Here is a 19,135-nt window from a genome sequence, read left to right as displayed (position 1 = left end):
CGCCCACTACACGCTGGGTGCCGTCCCACAAACCGGCGACCATGCGCTCGATCAACCGATGAATTGATCGGACTTCAAAATTCCATTATGTTCTCTAACCGCGTCTCGGGCCCCAGCCCATTTCGCAACATATTTAATAGTATCGATCAAAAGCGCCCGCCCGATCACAGCGTTTTGACGATGATCAATCGCAAGCACGGCACCATCACACGCGATGACGAGCCGGACGGATGAAGAACGAAATGAGCAATAGTCTCGTCATAGTGGAATCACCCGCTAAAGCCAAAACCATTAAAAAGTATCTGGGCCGAGGCTTCGAGGTTCTCGCCTCTTACGGGCACGTGCGTGACCTCATTCCAAAAGAGGGCGCGGTCGATCCGGACAGCAACTACGCCATGAAGTATCAGATCATCGAGCGTAATGAAAAACACGTTGAAGCGATTGAAAAAGCCCTGAAGAAGGCCGACACACTCTATCTGGCCACTGACCCCGACCGCGAAGGGGAAGCGATCTCGTGGCATCTGGTTGAACTGCTCAAGGAGCGCGGCAAACTCAACGACAAAGGCATTTTCCGCGTCGTTTTCCACGAGATCACTAAAACGGCCGTGCGTCACGCCATCGATCATCCCGGCGAGCTCTCCAGTGAGTTAATTAACGCGCAGCAAGCACGCCGAGCACTCGACTATCTGGTTGGCTTTAATCTGTCGCCACTGCTGTGGAAGAAAATTCGTCGCGGCCTGTCTGCCGGTCGCGTGCAAAGCCCTGCACTGCGCCTGATTTGCGAACGCGAAAAAGAAATCGACGCGTTTAAACCCCGTGAATACTGGAGCGTCGAGGGCGATGTTAAGAAAGACGCGAAACAATTTGTCACCCGCCTGATCCAATATCAGGGCGAAAAAGTGCAGCAATTCAGCTTCGAAAATGAAGACGCGGCCTTTGCTGTAGAGAAGACGCTGAATGCCGAAGCTAAAGGCAAGCTCTTCGTCGTCAAGATCGACAAGAAAAAACGCCGTCGCAGCCCGGTTGCGCCGTTCACCACATCAACGCTGCAGCAAGAGGCATCGCGCAAACTGGGCTTCACCGCTCAGCGCACCATGCGCACTGCGCAGAAACTCTATGAGGGCATTGACGTTGGCGAAGGCGAAGTGGGCCTGATCACCTACATGCGTACCGACTCGGTCACCTTGTCGCAGGACGCCATCAACGAACTGCGCCAGGTCATTGACCAAAAGTACGGCGCCGACTACGTGCCTGAGTCGCCCAACGTCTACAAGACCAAGGCTAAGAATGCACAAGAGGCGCACGAAGCGGTGCGTGTCACGTCGGCCGCGCGCATACCATCTGAAATCAAAGGCTCGCTAGAACCCGATCAATTCAAGCTTTATGACCTCATTTGGAAACGCACCATGGCGAGCCAAATGGTCCCCGCGGTGTTCGACACCGTGGCGGCCGATCTTGCCCCAGGCGAAAACGGCGAGTCGACCTCGTGCCTGCGCGCCAATGGCTCGGTACTGGTCGAACCCGGCTTTTTGCGCGTTTACCAAAGTGACAAAGGCCACGAAACGGACGATGACAAAATTTTACCGCCGCTAAAAGAAGCGGAGGTGATCGATCTGTTGGCGATTCGCCCCGAACAACATTTCACTGAACCGCCGCCGCGATTCTCCGAAGCGAGCCTGGTTAAAACACTCGAAGAGTACGGCATTGGACGTCCGTCGACGTATGCCAGCATCATCGGCACGCTGCAAAAGCGGGAATACGTAGAAATGGACAAACGCCGCTTCATTCCCACCGACGTTGGCAAGATCGTGAACACCTTTCTCACCGCTCACTTCACCCGCTATGTCGACTATGGCTTCACGGCGAGTCTTGAAGACGACCTCGATGCGGTGTCGCGCGGTGAAAAAGACTGGGTGCCTCTACTGGATGGTTTTTGGAAGCCGTTCGAGGAGCTTGTCGAAGACAAAGAAGTGTCGGTAAGCCGTGACGAGGCTGTACAGGCACGCATTTTGGGCACTGATCCAAAAAGCGGTAAGCCGGTCAGTGTACGCATGGGTCGCTATGGACCTTTTGTGCAAATCGGCACGCGCGACGACGAGGACAAACCCAAGTTTGCCGGACTGCGCGAAGGGCTGAAAATGGACAGCGTGCAGCTCGACGAAGCGCTGGCGCTCTTCAAGCTGCCGCGTAAACTCGCGGAGACCGCCGAGGGTGAACCTGTGTCGACCAGCATCGGACCGTTCGGCCCGTATGTAAAGTACGGCAGCAAGTATGTTTCGATCCGCAAGAAAAAAGACGACGAAGGGCCAGCCGACGATCCGTACAGCATCACGCTCGAGCGCGCCATTGAGCTCATCGAGATCAAGAAGATCGAAGACGCGAACCGCCTTATTAAAGAGTGGCCAGACGAGGGCGAAAACGGCATTCAAATTTTGAATGGTCGTTACGGGCCGTACATCACCAATAAAGAGAAGAACGCGCGCGTACCGAAGGACACCGAACCCAAGGATCTGACGCTCGAGGAATGCATCGAGCTGCTTGAAAAAGCGCCGGTGCGCCGAGGCCGCAAGAAAAAGAAAGTGACGAAAAAAGCCGCCGCGAAGAAGAAAGCCACGAGTAAAAAGAAGGTTGCGAAGAAAAAAACCAAAAAGAAAAAGACCAAGAAGAAGACCAAAAAGAAAACAACTAAGAAAAAGACCACGCGAAAAAAGGTGACCAAGAAAAAAACGGCGAGTAAGGACGCCGACTAACCTGCACGCAATGCGGCAGTCAGTGTTACAGCAGCGGTTTGTGGTGGTGATGAGCGATCCGACTCCCAACACATCGTCGGGTTCGGCGCGTCGTCCGGCCACCGTTCAGTCAAACGATCGTTGCTTCGATCACCGGCGTGACTTCGAACTTTAATTACTCGATTGCCGCCAACGTGCTGCGCGACGGCGGCATTGTGGCCTACCCCACCGAAGCGGTTTTTGGTCTGGGTTGCAATCCCCATGACCCGAACGCGCTGAAGGCGCTGCTCACACTCAAACAACGCTCGCCTGCGCTCGGACTGATTGTCATTGGTGCGTCGATCGACGCCGTTATGCCGTATCTGGCCAAACCCAGCGATATAGTGATCAAGAAACTACACCGTTCGTGGCCCGGACCCACCACCTGGATTGTCGAGGCGCAGGGCCTCAATGACTGGGTTACCGGTGGTCGCGACACGGTAGCGGTTCGCGTACCGGACCACCCAGTGTGTCAGGGCCTGTGTCGCGCCTTTGGCGATGTGGTCGTGTCGACCAGCGCCAATGTGAGCGGACGCCCGCCCGCGCTCAACCGTCTGCAGTTGCGGGCACAGTTCCCGACCGGCATCCATCACATCATGGGTGGCCAGCTGGGCGACGCGGCGAACCCCTCTCAAATCATCGATTGCCGCACCGACCGCGTGTTGCGGCAGAGTTAGCGCGACCGAAGCATGACGGCAATCGCACCGCACCACACACTGCCCGCGGCGATCACACGCTCCACGCCGCTCACTGCCGGACCGGTGGGACAACGCAGCCACGTGCTCACGCACTATCGACAAGCCGAGCAAATCGCGTGATCATAATCGTTGATGAGCGCCAAGAGTGAAGCATGAGCCGGATTGATCCAAAAGACGTCGAACAACGCCTGATTGCGCTTCAACAGCACATTTGCGAATCGCTGGAGACATTCGAACCGACGGTGCGCTTTGAATCGGACGTGTGGCAACGACCGGAAGGCGGAGGTGGCAACAGTCGTGTGATGAGCGACGGCGATGTCATCGAAAAAGCCGGCGTGCTGTTTTCCAACATTCGCGGCGACGCCATGCCGGCAACCGCAACACAACGCAATGCCCAGCTTGCCGGGCGTCGATACCAAGCGATGGGAGTGTCGGTCGTGATTCATCCGCGCAATCCCCTGGTACCCACGTCGCATATGAACGTGCGCTTCTTCATTGCACAAAATGACCAGGACGAGCCCATCTGGTGGTTTGGGGGCGGCTTCGATCTTACGCCCTACTACGGCTTCGACGACGACGCTGTGCACTGGCACACCATGGCACACGCCGCCTGCGCACCATTCGGCGACGACACTTATGAGCAGTACAAAGCCTGGTGTGACGACTATTTTCACATTAAGCATCGCAACGAGCAGCGCGGCATCGGCGGCATTTTCTTTGACGATCTCAATTCGCCAGACTTCGACACCTGTTTGGACTTTATCGAGCGCGTCGGCCAACACTTTGTCAAAGCCTACGTGCCGATTGTGTCGCGCCGCCATACGCTGGACTACACTGACGAACAGCGCGCGTTCCAGCTTTACCGTCGCGGCCGCTATGTGGAATTTAATTTAGTCTACGATCGCGGCACGCTGTTTGGTCTGCAGTCGGGGGGTCGCACCGAATCGATTCTCATGTCGATGCCGCCTCTAGTGCGCTTTGAATACAACCATACGCCGGCTCCGGGATCGGCTGAAGAAACCCTGTACACCCGTTATCTCGTGCCGCGAGATTGGCGTCACGAATCATAAGGCACATTCGGAAATAACATGAGCACACCCGAACACCCCTTTCACTTGGCGTTCCCAGTAAACGATCTTGAAAAAACCCGGCGCTTCTATCACGACACGTTAGCGTGTCCGATCGGGCGAGAGTCGGATCGATGGATTGATTTCAATTTTTTCGGCCATCAAATCACCGCGCACCTGGTCGACACGCACGACACGGTGACGACCAATCCGGTGGATGGCGACGACGTGCCCGTGCGACACTTCGGCGCGATTTTGTCGATGCCTCAATGGCAAGCCCTGGCCGATCGACTGACGGCGGCTAACACCGATTTTGTGATTGAACCGCATATTCGCTTTAAGGGTGAAGTGGGCGAACAGGCCACCCTGTTCTTTTACGATCCATGCGGTAACGCATTGGAATTTAAAGCCTTTAACGACCCATCCTATATTTTTGCTCAAGATTGATCGTGCCGCATCTTTGTTCAAACCGACAACGTCGAAACCGATCTGACACCACGATGGTCCAAGTCACTATGCCCGGCCGTTTTGCTCAGACCGCCACACCCAATGCTCGGCCCAGTAACGTCGAAATGCGGCGGAAACGTTACTCACTAAAAGAAGGATCCATTGCATGAGTTGGATCAAAACCGTCAACCGTCCTGACAAAGACGATCCGTTATGCGAAGCCTATGCCAAGATTCGCGAGTCGCGCGGCAAGGTGAGCAACATCATGAAAGCGCAGAGCCTGTTCCCCGAGGCGCTCGATCATCATCTTGAGCTTTACCAATGTCTTATGTACGGCGAATCGACGCTTGAGCCTGCAGAGCGCGAGATGGTGGCACTCGTTGTGTCAGCCTCAAACAACTGTGCCTACAGTGTCAGCCATGTGGCGGACGCGCTGGCGAGCTATGAAAAAGACAACACTCGCATGCAGCAAATTGTGACCGGTCGTCAGTTTTTAGAGTTGAGCGACCGCCAAGCCACTATGTTGCGATACGCCACCAAACTCACTCAGCAACCCGACAAAATGGGTCAAGACGATGTGCAGGGCTTGCGCGACGCCGGCTTGGATGATCGGGAGATTTTGGAGGTGAATATGCTCGCCGCTTATTTCAACTTTTCTAATCGCATCGCGTGTGGACTGGGTGTTGAATTTAGCGAAGATGAAATCACCGGCTACAAACAAAACCCCAAGCGAAAGAAGAAGCGCTGACCCGACTCTTACCCACTCCTATGAACGCGCCGGCGACGACGCGCTAGACGCTGCGTCATGAAGCGCGCACAACAGTAATCGACGCGCAATGCGGTCTTTTAGCGTACGAGGCGCGTCCAACCCCACTCGCGTAAGCAACGCTCGGTAGGCGTCGTCCGGTGGCGCTGACCGCATCAGCGCCTTGATTGTCGCCAGCGGTGAGCGGGTTTGGGCAGCAACGCGTTTTAGCGCGCCACCCAGTTTAATTTCGTCGGCGGTAAGATCGGTGCCGAGTGGAAACAGTGGTAGCACGCTCTCGGTGTAGTCCCCCACCAGTGTGGCCATGCGCTGTGGCGTATTTCGACGATAGTCGGCGGGCACGTCGTAGTCTGCAGGGAGTTTCCCGGATTCTTTGGCTTGGGCAAGCAGTTCACTTTGAAATCGACTGTCGGCGATGTTGATGAGCATCGCCGCGCACTCTGCATCGCTGCGTCCACGCAAATCGGCGATGCCGTATTCGGTCACCACAATATCTCGAAGATGGCGCGGGATGGTGCAGTGGGCATAGTTGAACACAATGTTCGAACGCAGCCCATCGGAGGAATCATAGGTGGCGCGCAGTTTGATGATCGATCGCGACGCATCGAGCGCGTGCGCCATGGCGACAAAGTTGTACTGCCCACCGACGCCACTCACCACACGATTGTCATCAAGGCCGTCTGACACGACCGCACCATTAAGCGTGACCATCAGGCAGGTGTTGATGAACCGAGCGTTACGTCGCTGCAAACGATCGAGCGCCTCCCCTCGGTAGAGTTGATTGATTCGATCGACGCTGGTCATCTTCAGCAGCGGTCGTTCGTCGTCGCTCAGTGCACGCAACGCCTCATAAAAGGCGTGATCACCAAGATAAAAACCACCGTGCAACACGCTTGGGTTGTTCAATACATGGCCCAGCATCGTTGCCACGATAAATGGCCGCGCCTCGTCACGCGACGATGGCAGAGACAGCATGGCCTCGCCATCCGCCAACAACGTTTCGTCGATCGACGCGTTGCGCGTGATAACACCCACGCGCTGCAAGTATCGCGCGCCGCGTGCGGTCAATGGGTATTCGAAGGCACCATGCTGTTCGAGTGCGTCGAGTGTATCGGCCGTAATCTGCTCGCTGATCACGCCCTCGTTGAGTAGGAATTGTACCGACTCATCGTCATAGACACGTCGCGAGAGAATGCCGAGTTTGAACAGATGTAAAAACCCATCCACAAACATCTCAGTGGCGCCGTACAAGCCCCGCTCAAACACGGTATCGGCACCCACCCGCTCACGCACGTCACGCGATTGAGGACTATCGATGCGATCGAGCAATGCACGATAGGTCGGGTTATCGGTGTGGCGTATACCCAGTGCATTGGCGACGGCATCACCGAGCGAGCCAATACCGACTTGAAGCGTGCCGTCGTCGCGCACCAACGAGCTGGCATGCAAACCAATTAGATGATCGGTCACACTCACTGACGCTTTGGGCGCAGCAAACAATGTGTAGGGCGATGGCGGCACATACAACGTGTCGAAAAACACCGCCTCGACATCCGCATCACCATGGAGATACGGCAGCTGGGTATTGACTTCACCAATGGCGATCATCGGCCGGCCCGACGCGCGCATCGTGGGAATGAGTTCAAGCGTGACATCGGGATTACACGACAAACTCACGCGCTCAGGGGGTTCCTGAATCTGCGTCGCACTCACCATCTGCACCACCACATTGACGCCCCGACTGAGCATATCGCGAGCGACATGCGTGTAGTTGGTGCTGATGTAGTTTTTGCTGGGCCACCACGTTGCGCAAAAATTTTCCGGGCGACATGAAAAATTCATGCACGGTCACATTGGTGGGCAACGAACCGGTGTTGCGAGCACGCGCGTAGTCAAGATGCGGGTAGCCATCAAACCAGCGCGACAGCAACGGCGCCATGAAACGTTGTTCAATGCCGGGCCGAGGCGTCGGCACATCGAGTGTCAAAGCGGTGAAAATGGTCAGCGAGAGCGACGGATCGGCAACGGCGCGCGCGTATAAGGCATTGAGCAGCAGATTGGCTTTGCCCAGTCCAAGCGGCGTGCCCACAACGATCTGCTTGCCCACCGTTTGAATAATCTGATCGACGCAGCGGTCGAGGTCGTGCTCAATATGTACAGCCAAGGTGCCGAGTCCAATGGTTAAGGCGCGTGCCCGGTCGACCTAAAGTGTGGCAGGTTTTAACGAACGTTTACACAAGTTTAGGGTTGCGAACCACCTCGACAACCGGCTCTGCTATTCCGCCCACTGCACGCGCGCAGCGGTTTAGAAATAGCGCGATGAACGGTTGGAGGATGGTGTTTCACGCGCACTTCATCCGCGGATAGGGCAAATCACCACACCGCATCACATTACCCGAGGAGAGCGGTTTGCCGAAGATCCCAGCCGTTTCGTGCGTGAAACCCCTTTTTTACTGGACCCGAACACAATGTGGATTCGACACATTGCAATGGTCGCATTGGGGGGCTAGCCTCGAGGGCGTATCGTCAAGTTTAAAAAACGAGCAATTGGGTGAGTGATGAAAACGCCCAGTGAACCGCCCGAGGCAGACACGATATCCACGTTACGGTAATTTGACCCTGTTCATGATGGAAGCAGGCAGCATGAAGCACTTACGCACAACACTTTATTGCACTCTGATCCCCTTTCTTTTTGCGCCTCCAGCGATAGGCGACAGCGGGGTGGTGAATGTGTTTATCGCGACGCACTCCCCATCGGTGGCAGAGTATGTGATTAACGAACGCAACGCGCGCGGTGCGGCGCCCTCGCGCCAGCAGCAAAGTCGCCACGCGCGGTTGCTGAGTCAACAACACCAGCTGTTGTCACAGCAGCTTGCGCCACTCGTTGTCAAAGAGCACAGCCGTCTGCGTGTCGCGCTGAGCGGCTTTCGTGCCACGGTAAGGCGCGCCGACCTGCCGACTTTGCGCAACACACAGGGCGTTAAATCAGTCACGCCACTGAAACACCACACACTGGCCAACATCGACAGCGTGCCGTGGGTACAGGCACCCGAACTGTGGAAAACACTCGGCGATGGCGATGACATGACCATCGCCATCATCGATTCGGGTATCGACTACTTGCACGCGAACTTCGGCGGCCTCGGCGATCCGCAGGCCTATGCCGATAACGATCGAGCGGTCATCGAGGACGCGAGCTTCCCCACCTCGAAAGTCATCGGCGGTTGGGACTTTGCCGGACCCACTTACAATTCGCGCATTGATGACGCGCCCCTGCCCGACCCCGACCCACTCGACGGGCACGGCCACGGCAGCCATGTAGCCGGCACCGCCGCGGGCCTGGGAGTGGACGGCTATGTGGGCGCGGGCGTGGCGCGCGGCGCAAAACTGTTGGCCATCAAAGTGTTTAGCGATATCGGTGGGTCCACCGATCTTGTGGTCGACGGCATCGATATGGCGCTCGATCCTAACGGCGATGGCGCCATCGACGATCGGGTGGACGTGATCAACATGAGCCTCGGCGCACGATTTGGCCTTGCCACCGACCCGTCAGCCATCGCCGCAAGTAACGCGGTGCAAGCGGGCGTGATTGTTGTCACCAGCGCCGGCAATAACGGCGACCTGGCGTACGTCACCGGTTCGCCCGGGGTGAGTCCCGAGGTCATCACCGTTGCCGCCTCCATCAGCGGTGGGCGTCGGCAGATTGCGCTGGCCACCGATCTTGACGAACGCCCATTGATGCCAGCGCTGGAAAGTGCCAGCCCAGCGCGCATCGGTCCGTCTGTGCAGACAATGCCTCTCGCGGTTGCCTACAACGCCGACGGCGATCTCTCAGACGCCTGCGAACCCCTGGCGGAAACGTTCAATGGCAAGGCTGTGATCGTGGCGCGAGGGGGTTGTTTATTCCCGGATAAATTCACTCAGGTGCAGGCCGCTGGCGGCGCCGCACTGATCCTTCGCAACAGCTCGGATGACGTCAACAACTTGTTCATCATGGGCGGAATCTATCCAGAGAACATCCACATTCCCGGCCTCATGATTACGTCGCTCGATGGAGACCGGTTAATCGAGGCGCTGGCCGCCGCCGACACGGCGATACGCTTGAGCACATCGTTTTCATTGCCCACCGGCACACACCTGGACGACGTCATTGCCAGTTTCTCGTCGCAGGGACCCGGCGCGGGTCGCGTGGGCCTCAAACCGGACCTCGCCGCGCCTGGGCGTTTTACGGTTTCAACGCAGGCGGGCACAGGCTTTGCCGGCGTTCAGCGTCGCGGCACCTCGATGGCGGCCCCGCATGTGGCGGGCATGGCCGCGCTGTTGCGTCAGCAATACCCCACGCTCGAACCGCGCTTTATCAAAGCGCTGTTGATGAATAGCGCACAACCCTCGCAGCAAGATGGTCCCGGCACCGACACGCCGGAGCCACTCACACGGCAAGGTATCGGTGTGATGCGCGGTGCCGACGCCAGCCGATTGACGAGTCTGATCGAGCCGGCCAGCGCCTCTTTTGGCTACATCAATCCGCTGGTGAGTAAGTCCGCCCGGCGTGTGCTTACCCTACACAACCTCGACAATACGCCCCGTCGTTTTCGCGGCAGCCAAGACATCGCTACCTCTCTGAACGGCATTGACGTGACGTGCCCGGCAGAAATCGAAGTGGACGCTCTGGGTACAGCGGATGTGCGCATCGAACTTTTCGCAGACGCCAATGCGCTCGACAATGATGATGCCTTACTCAATCGACGCGAAGCCAGCGGCTGGTGCGTCTTTAGCGACGAGCGCGACACGTTGCGCGTTGGCTATGTTGTCGGCGCTGACGGCGCATCGAATATTCACCCGACGGCACACGCGTCATCCCGATTCCGACAGCGCGCGGCGCATGGACCACGAGGGCGCGCGGCGCCGGCATCTAAGGCGAGCGATCGCGCGTTGCGCACTCACAAACTCCCTACCACGAGCGCGATGCGTTCGTCGGCAACAGGCCGCAGCACGCTCGCACTGACCAACTCAGGCCCCCAAAAGGGCATTGCCCATAGCTTTGTGCTGACCGGTCATGCTGGCGATGATCGCAGTAATCCCATTGAGGCGTTCGGGTGGCGACACACCGAGCTTTTCACCCAGCCGGTGTTGGAAGTGGCGGTCGCGCTTCGCGATCCCTGGGACAATCCGTCCAATTATCGGTTTTTCCTTCGCCTCAACACCGACAACGACCCGGCGGCAGAGCGCACACTGTTTGCGGTGGACTGGTCGCGCCTGGGTTTTGATCCCGGCATCATTATTACCGGCCTTGACTACCTCGAGGATCTGAACGATGTGGGCACCGATAACAGCGTCTCGCATTGGATCGCCGAAAACGTGGATTACAATGATCGCACCATCATTCTTCCGTGGTTCAACGCCGAGCAAGGCCCCAATGCGTTGTTCAAACCCCATGAGCGCCGGTTCGATGTGACGCTGATCGTGCTCGATCGCTATGGGAACGCCTCGGAACTGTCCGGCACAATCGACCTCGACAACCCCGCCGCAAACGCGCAATCCACCCGCACGCTCACACTGGGTGATGAGGTCGCAACAACCTCTAACCAGCTCTGGCTCTTTCCAACCAACCCCGCGCCAACTCAGTCACTGATCATTCCGTAAGGATGCGCCAGGCGCTTTACCTCGGATCGCCGGCGCCCGCAGAGTGTGTTGTGCGGTATGGAGCGATGGCATCAACACGGCGAGATCAACGCGCCAAGAATCGACGCGCAGAGTCCGTCGTGCCGACGCGATGGCGGCCGTGACCGAGGGGCGATAGTGGGTTAGATCAAACCGTGCGTAACAGTAAAAACACGTTGGCCAACGACATCGCGATAATATTGAGTAACGTGATGAGCGTGCCTAAAAAACGACCGTGACTATAGCCATGATTGCTCGAAAAGCCCCACAAATGGATGACGCGTGCAAACAAAAACACGATACCAAACGTGTGCAGCCATACCGTCTCCGCCTGATTGAGCTCCAGAAACAGAAGTAGCAGTACCGAGATGGGCGCGTACTCGACGAGGTTAGCGTGAATACGCATGGCATGAGTCAGCGACTTATTCCCACCATTATCCAGGCCAATGCCTTCGCGACGTCGAACCTTCACGACACCCAGTGCGGTGATAACGATTAAAAGCGCCGCGAGTGAACCATAGAGGGCCGTAACCAATGCGAGCATAGTGAGTCTCCTGCAATGAGCTGGTTAAATCAGGGGCAAACAGTATAATCCGGAGTCAATTGTTCGGCCATTCAAAAGAGGCGATAACGATGAAAATCCGCCAGAACCCTCTGTCACCATCTCTTCGCCGCGTTCGATATACCGTCGTCGTCGTGGGCATCGCGTTGAGTATCGCGAGCTGTCAATCTGACAACACAACCGCACCCAAAGCGCCGTCCGACATGGCGCCGGCGGTTGAACAATCCACCATTGAGTCATCGACCACACCTTCGATCGCGGTCGCACCGATCGAAAATGCGCAGGTCATATTTTGGGAGGCGCTGAAAACCCTCTGTCATGGACGTTTTCGCGGACAGCTTACGATTGGCACGGAGGAATCGGATCGCGATTTCGGCCTAGCCGACCTGACTATGAAAGCGCGACAGTGTCAGCCCGACGCCATTGATATCGGTTTTAAAGCCGACGAAGACGATTCCCGCACCTGGATGTTTCGGCGCGTCGATGGCGCGATCTCCCTGCACCATCGACATCTGGATAAATCGGGCCAACCCGACGCCACCAGCGGTTATGGGGGCACCACAGCGAATCAGGGCAATCCGATTCGACAAGAGTTTCCGGCGGACAAAAATACGGGCTCTCTGATTCCGGCGGCCGCCACCAACGTCTGGGCCATTGAGATCATGCCGGGTGAGTCGTTTGCCTATGAGCTGCAGCGAATCGAAGAGCAGCGCATGTTCCGAGTCGTGTTTGATCTAACCAACCCACTGCCGTAATTCGCGAACGAAACCCGCACCGCGGCGACCCTGACCGAATCGCTTTCGGCACACAACGCCCGAATCGGGTCGGCATGTTAACGACCCGCTTTGGCCAATTTTTTACAGGGTCCGTGACGAAAGCAATCGGTCGTGTGGTCATTCACCATGCCCACCGCCTGCATGTACGCGTATAGGATGGTGCTGCCCACAAACTTAAAGCCCCGTTTTTTTAAGTCCTTGCTCATTCGATCAGATTCCGCGGTACTCGCCGGCACCTGCTTCATTGAGGTCCAACGATTCTGAACGGGCGTGTGGTTGACAAAGCCCCAAATGAACTCCGCGAAAGAGCCGAATTCCTTCTGGACCGATAAAAAGGCTTTGGCGTTCGTCACCGCCGCGTTCACTTTGAGTCGATTCCGCACGATGCCCGGATCAAGCAGCGCTTTTTCTATTCGCTTCTGAGTGAAACGCGCAATTTTTGCGGCCTCAAAATCGACGAACACGCGTCGGTAGCCCTCACGCTTTTTCAAGATTGTCGCCCAACTCAAACCCGCCTGTGCGCCTTCGAGAATCAAAAACTCAAACAGTACGGTGTCGTCGTAACACGGCACGCCCCACTCTTCGTCGTGGTACCGCACGTACGCGTCATCCTGTCCACTCGCCCAACCACATCGTTTCACTGCACCGTCCACAGAACCCGCCTCTGTTTACTGATTCTTGTCACGGGATTATTGCCCAAACCACCGGTAGGGTGAAGGTGGGCACATTGTGTGCAAAACAAATTTCCGACGCACCCTGCAATGAGGCCTGATTCGTTGCGCGAAGACGGCTGATCCGGTGATGCGCGTCCATTGCCCCGCTCGAGCACGCAGGAGTGGCCACCGAGTGACGCAATGAGTCTTTGGCGCAACCACTTCTTATTCATCGCGATCTTGTATCGCGATTGACGACTCATGGACGCAAGCCAAGATCCACCCACCGGGCATCACCGCGACAAAAAAAAGGGCCTGCCGAAGCAGACCCTCTTTGATCGAGCCCGCGAAGGGCGTCAGGTAGCTTGCTTAGGAAGCACCACCGCACTTGCCTTCGCCACACTTGCCTTCGCCTTCAGCTTTGTCGCCGCCGCATTTGCCTTCGCCGCACTTGCCTTCGCCTTCAGCTTTGTCGCCGCCGCACTTGCCTTCGCCACACTTGCCTTCGCCTTCAGCTTTGTCGCCGCCGCATTTGCCTTCGCCGCACTTGCCTTCGCCTTCAGCTTTGTCGCCGCCGCATTTGCCTTCGCCGCACTTGCCTTCGCCTTCAGACTTTTCGCCGCCACATTTGCCTTCGCCGCATTTGCCTTCGCCCATTTCAACCATGTAGCCAGCACCCATGGCGTTCATGCCAAAGGGACTTGCATTGCTGACAGGAGCGGCAAGAACTGAACCTGCAACAGCAGCGCTAACAGCAAGAGCCAGTGGGTTTAAGTTTGATTTGTTCGCCATGATGGTAAATCTCCAAGATAGAATTGCCCCCAAAACAGGGCTTGAGTTGAGTTACGCGCTTAAATTGTCCAAGCGACTTTGTCGGTTACGTTTTGTCGCACCTCTTCGGTTGACTGTTCGTCATTGCCAATTATCGCAATGCTACCGTCGCCAACCGGAATCAGAACACCGCTATAGCCTTCCTCTTCGAACGACTGAATACCCCGAGTTTTTTCATCGGGCAGTAACATCAGCGTTACAGGTCCGTTAGAAGACTGGACCACGACATGCGCAACATTATTTCCCCGAAATGAACATAGTCCAGCATGCCTGACAGTGCCAATGTCGCCTTTTAGCGACACGTTACCCCGGTTTAACACCGATTGCACGTGAAACGCCGGCACAGTCGACCAGTCCCCAGACAGTAAATGGGGCTCATGATCGACGTGCGCCACCATCGCCTCAGGTAAATCCGTAGAGATTTTCCCTAGCTGAACACCGAACAGTGCACCCACGCCCAACAACAGCGACGCGGCCAACGCAAAGAGTGGTTTATTGCTGCGGGGTTCGATGGGTGTGCTGGCGGTGGCTGGCTTCCTGAGCGGTACCACGTTTTGGCCGCTCGTGTCCTGCGCACTGTCTCGCGCGAGCAGCGCATCGAGATTGCCAAGTCCCTCGGGCACATCAACATCCAGCGCGGCGCGCATGGCCTCGTCGAACTCAACGACCGCCTCATGCAACGCACGACTGTCATCATCGCGGGCGAGATGGTCCCTCAATTCATCGCTAAGGTTGCCCGGGTCGGCCACCATGTCTTGAATGAACGGTTTGTCTTTCTTCATCGTTACTTCTCGTCACGCCGGCTGATCAAGAGCGGGCGTAGCTGTCTTCCAAAATCGTTTTGAGCTTTTTGCGTGCACGGAACAATCGAGTCAGTACCGCGCCGTCGCCCAGCTCCATGAGCGAGGCTATCTCTTTTACGCTATAGCCAAGACTCACTTGTAAAACCAACGGCTCTCGATACTCCACCGGTAGCTCCGCCATGGCGTCGCGTACCGCTTCAACATCGTGGTTCCAACCACTGGTCTCTAAATTTTCGTCATGCAATCCCGGCGTATCGATATCGACCGTTTCGAGTCGCTTGCGCTCGTAAAACCGTGCATGCTCGCGCCGCACGATGGTGAACAGCCAATGCTTGGCGGATGCGTCGTCGCGAAGCTGGTCGAGCGATTTCCAGGCGCGAAGCAACGTATCCTGCACCACGTCTTCAGCAAGCTGTCGGTCCCGGCTCAGCCAATAGGCATAGCGAAACAAATCGGCATTAAACGTGGCCACAAGCTTGTCATAACGCTCGCGGCGGACTGCGTCATCAATAGGGACCGTACTCATAGCGCAAATATTACACGCAAAGTGCAATTCAGGTATCATCCATAGGTATAAATTCTTTCTCATTCAGACACCTGGCCCGCGCCGTGCATCCATTGCCGCCACGGGTTTCGAGGCGCCTATGACTCACCAGCAGTTTCCGAACACGCGAAAACGACGGCTTCGCAAACACAATTTCTCACGACGTCTCGCCCGCGAGCATCGACTGTCTGTGGATGACCTGATCTGGCCGGTTTTTATTACTCCCTACGAAGGTCAGGAAGACATCCCCTCGATGCCTGGCGTGGCCCGGCACGGACCCGATGCGCTACTGGCGGCGGCTGAGCGTGCGGTGGCGCTCGATATCCCGGCCATCATGCTCTTCCCGGTCGTCGGCGAAGACGCAAAAAGTGAAGACGCCTCAGATGCTTATGACCCTGCTGGACTGGTGCAAACGAGTGTCAGTGCGATCAAAGAGCGCTTTCCTGAGCTGGGCGTCATGACGGACATTGCGCTGGACCCGTATACCGCCAGCGGCCAGGACGGGCTCACCGACGACGCGGGGTATGTGCTCAACGATGAAACCGTTGAGGTGCTTGTCAAACAGGCCCTGTCCCATGCCGACGCGGGCGCCGACGTGGTGTCACCCTCCGACATGATGGACGGCCGGATTGGCGCCATCCGCCAGGCACTCGAACACGACGGACATATCCATACGCAGATACTGGCCTACTCGGCCAAATATGCCTCCGCGTTTTACGGCCCGTTTCGCGATGCGGTCGGCAGCGCGAAGAGCCTGGGCGGCGCTTCAAAAGAAAGCTATCAAATGGATCCCGCAAACAGCGACGAAGCCATCGACGAGCTGATTCTCGACGTCAACGAGGGCGCGGACATGGTGATGGTCAAACCCGCGCTGCCGTATCTGGATATCGTGCGACGAGCGCGCGAGGCGGTTAATGTGCCGGTGATGGCGTATCAGGTAAGCGGCGAGTACACCATGATGACAATGGCCGCTGCCGCCGGCGCACTGGATCATGATGCGGTCATGGTCGAATCACTGACCAGCATCAAGCGCGCCGGCGCCCACGGGATCCTGACGTATTTCGCGCCGGCCATGGCGACGTTACTCAGCGATTAAGCCCGTGCCAAGAAACACGCAAACGGCCTGCGCTGAGACGCACCGCGTGCGCGCGTGCGCCTTTTTACCCTCCTCTGCAAACCCGATTTCCAGTCGATCTACGAACCGCGAACGACGGCCGACGCCATGACGCTGCGCTTTGCCGTTATTGGCGACCCCATCGCTCAGAGCCTGTCACCCACGATTCACAATGCCTTTGCGCGTCAGTTTGGCATCGATCTGTCTTATCAGCGCCAACGTGTAACGGTCGAGCAGTTTGACGACGAGGTGAACGAGTTTTTCGCTTCGGGTGGCCGCGGCCTCAACGTCACGGTGCCACACAAAGCGCGAGCGTTTGAGTACGCCGATTTGCGCACCGACCGCGCGCTCAATGCGGGCGCCGCAAATACGCTGCAGTTTCTGGATCACGATGTGGTGCTGGCCGACAACACGGACGGTGCCGGGTTAATTGCCGATTTGCGATTCCACGGTGTTTCGCTACTGAACAAGCGCGTGCTGTTATTGGGGGCCGGCGGCGCGGCGCGAGGCAGTCTGGGTGCGATACTCGCCGAAATGCCGTCGGCGGTGTTCATCCATAATCGCACCGTGTCGCGCGCCGAGACCCTTATCGAACGAGTCGCCCGTCTGGGCGACGTGCGTTTAATCGACTCAGTAACGGCCGCGGCCGAACCGATGGATGTCATCATTAACGCCACCAGTGCATCGCTGCACGGGCATCAGCCCGACATCGATCCGGCGTGGCTGCGCGACGCGGTGTGTTACGACATGATGTACGGTGACGCCGCTCAACCATTCTTAAAATGGGCGCTGGCACAGGGTGCCCACGCGGCGCACGACGGACTTGGCATGCTGATTGAACAGGCCGCCGAGGCGTTTTGGGTATGGCACGAAGTACGACCCGATACCGCGTCGGTGCGCGACACGCTCATGGCGTCGCAACCCCGCCGACGCTGACGCCCAACATCCAATCGGGCGCGGCAGTGAATCACCAACGCTCGGCCGCAAAGCGCGTACTGGCCTGCGCTAAAACGCACTCGACCACCCGTCGCCGTCACGAAGACGCTGAACACCCGCGCTCAACAATTAAGGCGATTGATGGCGTGGGCGTGGAAGTGCTACCGCGCGCAGGCTTCCTTCAGGCCCTGCTCAATGGCCGGCCAGGCGGTGTCGAGCAGCACCGGTTGTGCACTTGCATTCGGGTGAATGCCGTCGCTCTGCATGAGCGTCTGATCAAGCGCAACCCCCTCCATGAAAAACGGCACGTAGGGCAAGTCATGCTCCTCGGCGAGCTCAGCGTAAATGGCGTGGAACCTTTGGGTATAGCGCGGTCCATAATTACTTGGAATGCGCATGCCAAGCAGTGCGGTATGGGCACCCTGCTCTGACGCCAAGCGAATCATGTCGGTGAGATTCTGTTTCATCGATTTGAGCGACAAGCCGCGCAGCCCGTCATTGCCACCCAGTTCGATGACAACGAGCGTTGGGTTAAGCTCGGGCAGGGCGTTTTTGAGCCTTGATAAGCCACCGGATGTGGTGTCGCCAGAAATACTGGCGTTCATCACTCGATAGTCCATACTCTGTTGGGCAAGACGCTGCTCGAGTAAGGCCACCCAACCTTGATTCAGATCGAGGCCAAGGGCCGAGCTCAAGCTGTCGCCAACCACCAGAATCACCGGTTTTTCATCGTTCGTGTGTTCACATGCGGCCGCTGGAAACGCCACCAACACCATCCACCACACAGCTATCCAGATTTTCTTCATGAGCAATCACCAACCTCCGGCACTTGACGCGCAATCGCTGACTAAACAGGTTACCAGTCCCGAGGGATCTCTGACCATTCTCGACGACGTGAGTTTCCGTATTGACCCGGGTCAAACTGTGGCAATTTGTGGACCGTCCGGCGCAGGCAAATCCACACTGCTGGCACTTTTGGCGGGGCTCGACACCGCCAGCCGCGGTTCAATCAGTCTCGACGGCACCGAGCTCGGTGCACTGGATGAAGACGGACGTGCAGCACTTCGAGCCAATCGCGTTGGCTTTGTGTTTCAGTCGTTTCATCTTGTGCCCTCACTCACCGCGTTGGAAAACGTGATGCTGCCGCTCGAGCTCGGGGACACCCATAACCCCAAGCGCCGCGCGCTGGAGATACTCGAATCGGTGGGACTGGGTGCCCGAACCGGACACTATCCCAATCAACTCTCCGGCGGCGAAAAACAGCGCGTGGCAATCGCTCGAGCGTTTGCGGGCAAACCCAGCGTGCTGTTTGCCGATGAGCCCACCGGTAATCTCGACAGCGCGACGGGCGATACGATCGTCGATCTGTTGTTCGCACTTAACGATCAGCAGCAAACCACGCTGGTGCTCGTCACGCACGATGAAACACTGGCGGCCCGATGCGATCGCACATTGCGGCTTGCCGCCGGACAACTGGTCAACGATGCGTAGCGCCCTATCGGGAGCCAA

General features: G+C 57.3%; 19 protein-coding genes. 12 read left to right on the top strand and 7 right to left on the bottom strand.

The features are described 5' to 3' along the window. The first annotated feature begins 242 nt into the window (after positions 1 to 242). From AAF465_05500 to AAF465_05475, 6 genes are all read left to right on the top strand, one after another. Positions 243 to 2,750 (top strand): DNA topoisomerase I, encoded by a 2,508-nt coding sequence (locus tag AAF465_05500; protein MEM7082168.1) that lies wholly within the window; start codon positions 243 to 245, stop codon positions 2,748 to 2,750. A gap of 137 nt (positions 2,751 to 2,887) precedes the next feature. Then, positions 2,888 to 3,445: an L-threonylcarbamoyladenylate synthase gene (locus AAF465_05495; GenBank protein ID MEM7082167.1), complete on the top strand. Its 558-nt coding sequence runs from the start codon at positions 2,888 to 2,890 to the stop codon at positions 3,443 to 3,445. 12 nt (positions 3,446 to 3,457) lie between these two features. Next, the gene (locus AAF465_05490) at positions 3,458 to 3,586 is read left to right on the top strand and encodes a hypothetical protein (protein ID MEM7082166.1); all 129 of its coding nucleotides are present in this window, start codon (positions 3,458 to 3,460) and stop codon (positions 3,584 to 3,586) included. A 32-nt stretch (positions 3,587 to 3,618) separates the two neighbouring features. Then, the gene (hemF, locus tag AAF465_05485; GenBank protein ID MEM7082165.1) at positions 3,619 to 4,536 is read left to right on the top strand and encodes an oxygen-dependent coproporphyrinogen oxidase; all 918 of its coding nucleotides are present in this window, start codon (positions 3,619 to 3,621) and stop codon (positions 4,534 to 4,536) included. An 18-nt stretch (positions 4,537 to 4,554) separates the two neighbouring features. Then, entirely contained in the window at positions 4,555 to 4,980 is a 426-nt protein-coding gene (locus AAF465_05480) for a VOC family protein (GenBank protein ID MEM7082164.1), read from the top strand. Positions 4,981 to 5,146: 166 nt separating this feature from the next. Further along, positions 5,147 to 5,728, top strand: a complete 582-nt coding sequence (locus AAF465_05475) for a peroxidase-related enzyme (GenBank protein ID MEM7082163.1) — start codon at positions 5,147 to 5,149, stop codon at positions 5,726 to 5,728. A gap of 18 nt (positions 5,729 to 5,746) precedes the next feature. Here AAF465_05475 and AAF465_05470 read toward each other — a convergent pair whose 3' ends face one another. Both AAF465_05470 and AAF465_05465 read right to left on the bottom strand, forming a co-directional pair. Beyond that, a complete protein-coding gene (locus tag AAF465_05470; GenBank protein MEM7082162.1) occupies positions 5,747 to 7,495 on the bottom strand; it encodes an acetyl-CoA hydrolase/transferase C-terminal domain-containing protein in 1,749 nt (582 codons plus the stop codon). After that, positions 7,428 to 7,910 (bottom strand): hypothetical protein, encoded by a 483-nt coding sequence (locus AAF465_05465; GenBank protein ID MEM7082161.1) that lies wholly within the window; start codon positions 7,908 to 7,910, stop codon positions 7,428 to 7,430. Before AAF465_05465 ends, AAF465_05470 begins: the two co-directional genes overlap by 68 nt. Before the next feature lie 479 nt (positions 7,911 to 8,389). Between AAF465_05465 and AAF465_05460 the strand changes: the two genes are divergently transcribed. Continuing rightward, on the top strand, positions 8,390 to 11,389 hold the full coding sequence (locus AAF465_05460) for a S8 family serine peptidase (GenBank protein MEM7082160.1): 3,000 nt from the start codon (positions 8,390 to 8,392) through the stop codon (positions 11,387 to 11,389). A gap of 166 nt (positions 11,390 to 11,555) precedes the next feature. Here AAF465_05460 and AAF465_05455 read toward each other — a convergent pair whose 3' ends face one another. Then, positions 11,556 to 11,951 carry an MAPEG family protein gene (locus tag AAF465_05455; GenBank protein MEM7082159.1) on the bottom strand — a complete coding sequence of 132 codons (396 nt, stop codon included), beginning with the start codon at positions 11,949 to 11,951 and terminating at the stop codon, positions 11,556 to 11,558. Between the two features lie 89 nt (positions 11,952 to 12,040). Here AAF465_05455 and AAF465_05450 point away from each other — a divergent pair, with 89 nt between their 5' ends. After that, the gene (locus tag AAF465_05450; protein ID MEM7082158.1) at positions 12,041 to 12,724 is read left to right on the top strand and encodes a hypothetical protein; all 684 of its coding nucleotides are present in this window, start codon (positions 12,041 to 12,043) and stop codon (positions 12,722 to 12,724) included. Positions 12,725 to 12,801: 77 nt separating this feature from the next. Here the strand turns inward: AAF465_05450 and AAF465_05445 are convergent, their stop codons facing one another. Then, entirely contained in the window at positions 12,802 to 13,398 is a 597-nt protein-coding gene (locus AAF465_05445) for a DNA-3-methyladenine glycosylase I (protein ID MEM7082157.1), read from the bottom strand. 261 nt (positions 13,399 to 13,659) lie between these two features. Here AAF465_05445 and AAF465_05440 point away from each other — a divergent pair, with 261 nt between their 5' ends. Further along, positions 13,660 to 14,130 (top strand): hypothetical protein, encoded by a 471-nt coding sequence (locus AAF465_05440; protein MEM7082156.1) that lies wholly within the window; start codon positions 13,660 to 13,662, stop codon positions 14,128 to 14,130. Positions 14,131 to 14,249: 119 nt separating this feature from the next. On the opposite strand, the gene AAF465_05435 is transcribed toward AAF465_05440, so the two are convergent. Continuing rightward, entirely contained in the window at positions 14,250 to 15,011 is a 762-nt protein-coding gene (locus tag AAF465_05435) for a DUF3379 family protein (protein MEM7082155.1), read from the bottom strand. A 25-nt stretch (positions 15,012 to 15,036) separates the two neighbouring features. Next, positions 15,037 to 15,558, bottom strand: coding sequence for a sigma-70 family RNA polymerase sigma factor (locus tag AAF465_05430; protein ID MEM7082154.1), 522 nt, complete (start codon positions 15,556 to 15,558; stop codon positions 15,037 to 15,039). 118 nt (positions 15,559 to 15,676) lie between these two features. Here AAF465_05430 and hemB point away from each other — a divergent pair, with 118 nt between their 5' ends. Beyond that, the gene (gene hemB / locus AAF465_05425; protein ID MEM7082153.1) at positions 15,677 to 16,672 is read left to right on the top strand and encodes a porphobilinogen synthase; all 996 of its coding nucleotides are present in this window, start codon (positions 15,677 to 15,679) and stop codon (positions 16,670 to 16,672) included. Between the two features lie 126 nt (positions 16,673 to 16,798). Then, complete coding sequence (aroE, locus tag AAF465_05420; GenBank protein ID MEM7082152.1) at positions 16,799 to 17,626, top strand: shikimate dehydrogenase; 828 nt, start codon at positions 16,799 to 16,801, stop codon at positions 17,624 to 17,626. A 161-nt stretch (positions 17,627 to 17,787) separates the two neighbouring features. On the opposite strand, the gene AAF465_05415 is transcribed toward aroE, so the two are convergent. Continuing rightward, positions 17,788 to 18,432, bottom strand: coding sequence for an arylesterase (locus AAF465_05415; protein ID MEM7082151.1), 645 nt, complete (start codon positions 18,430 to 18,432; stop codon positions 17,788 to 17,790). Between AAF465_05415 and AAF465_05410 the strand changes: the two genes are divergently transcribed. Beyond that, positions 18,431 to 19,117 (top strand): ABC transporter ATP-binding protein, encoded by a 687-nt coding sequence (locus AAF465_05410; GenBank protein ID MEM7082150.1) that lies wholly within the window; start codon positions 18,431 to 18,433, stop codon positions 19,115 to 19,117. The genes AAF465_05415 and AAF465_05410 overlap by 2 nt on opposite strands. The last annotated feature ends 18 nt before the right edge of the window (positions 19,118 to 19,135 follow it).

The organism is Pseudomonadota bacterium (assembly GCA_039028935.1).
Classification (GTDB): Bacteria; Pseudomonadota; Gammaproteobacteria; order Steroidobacterales; family SZUA-146; genus SZUA-146.
The sequence above is the reverse complement of the archived record's forward strand: the minus strand, read 5'-3'. Positions and strand labels throughout refer to the sequence as shown.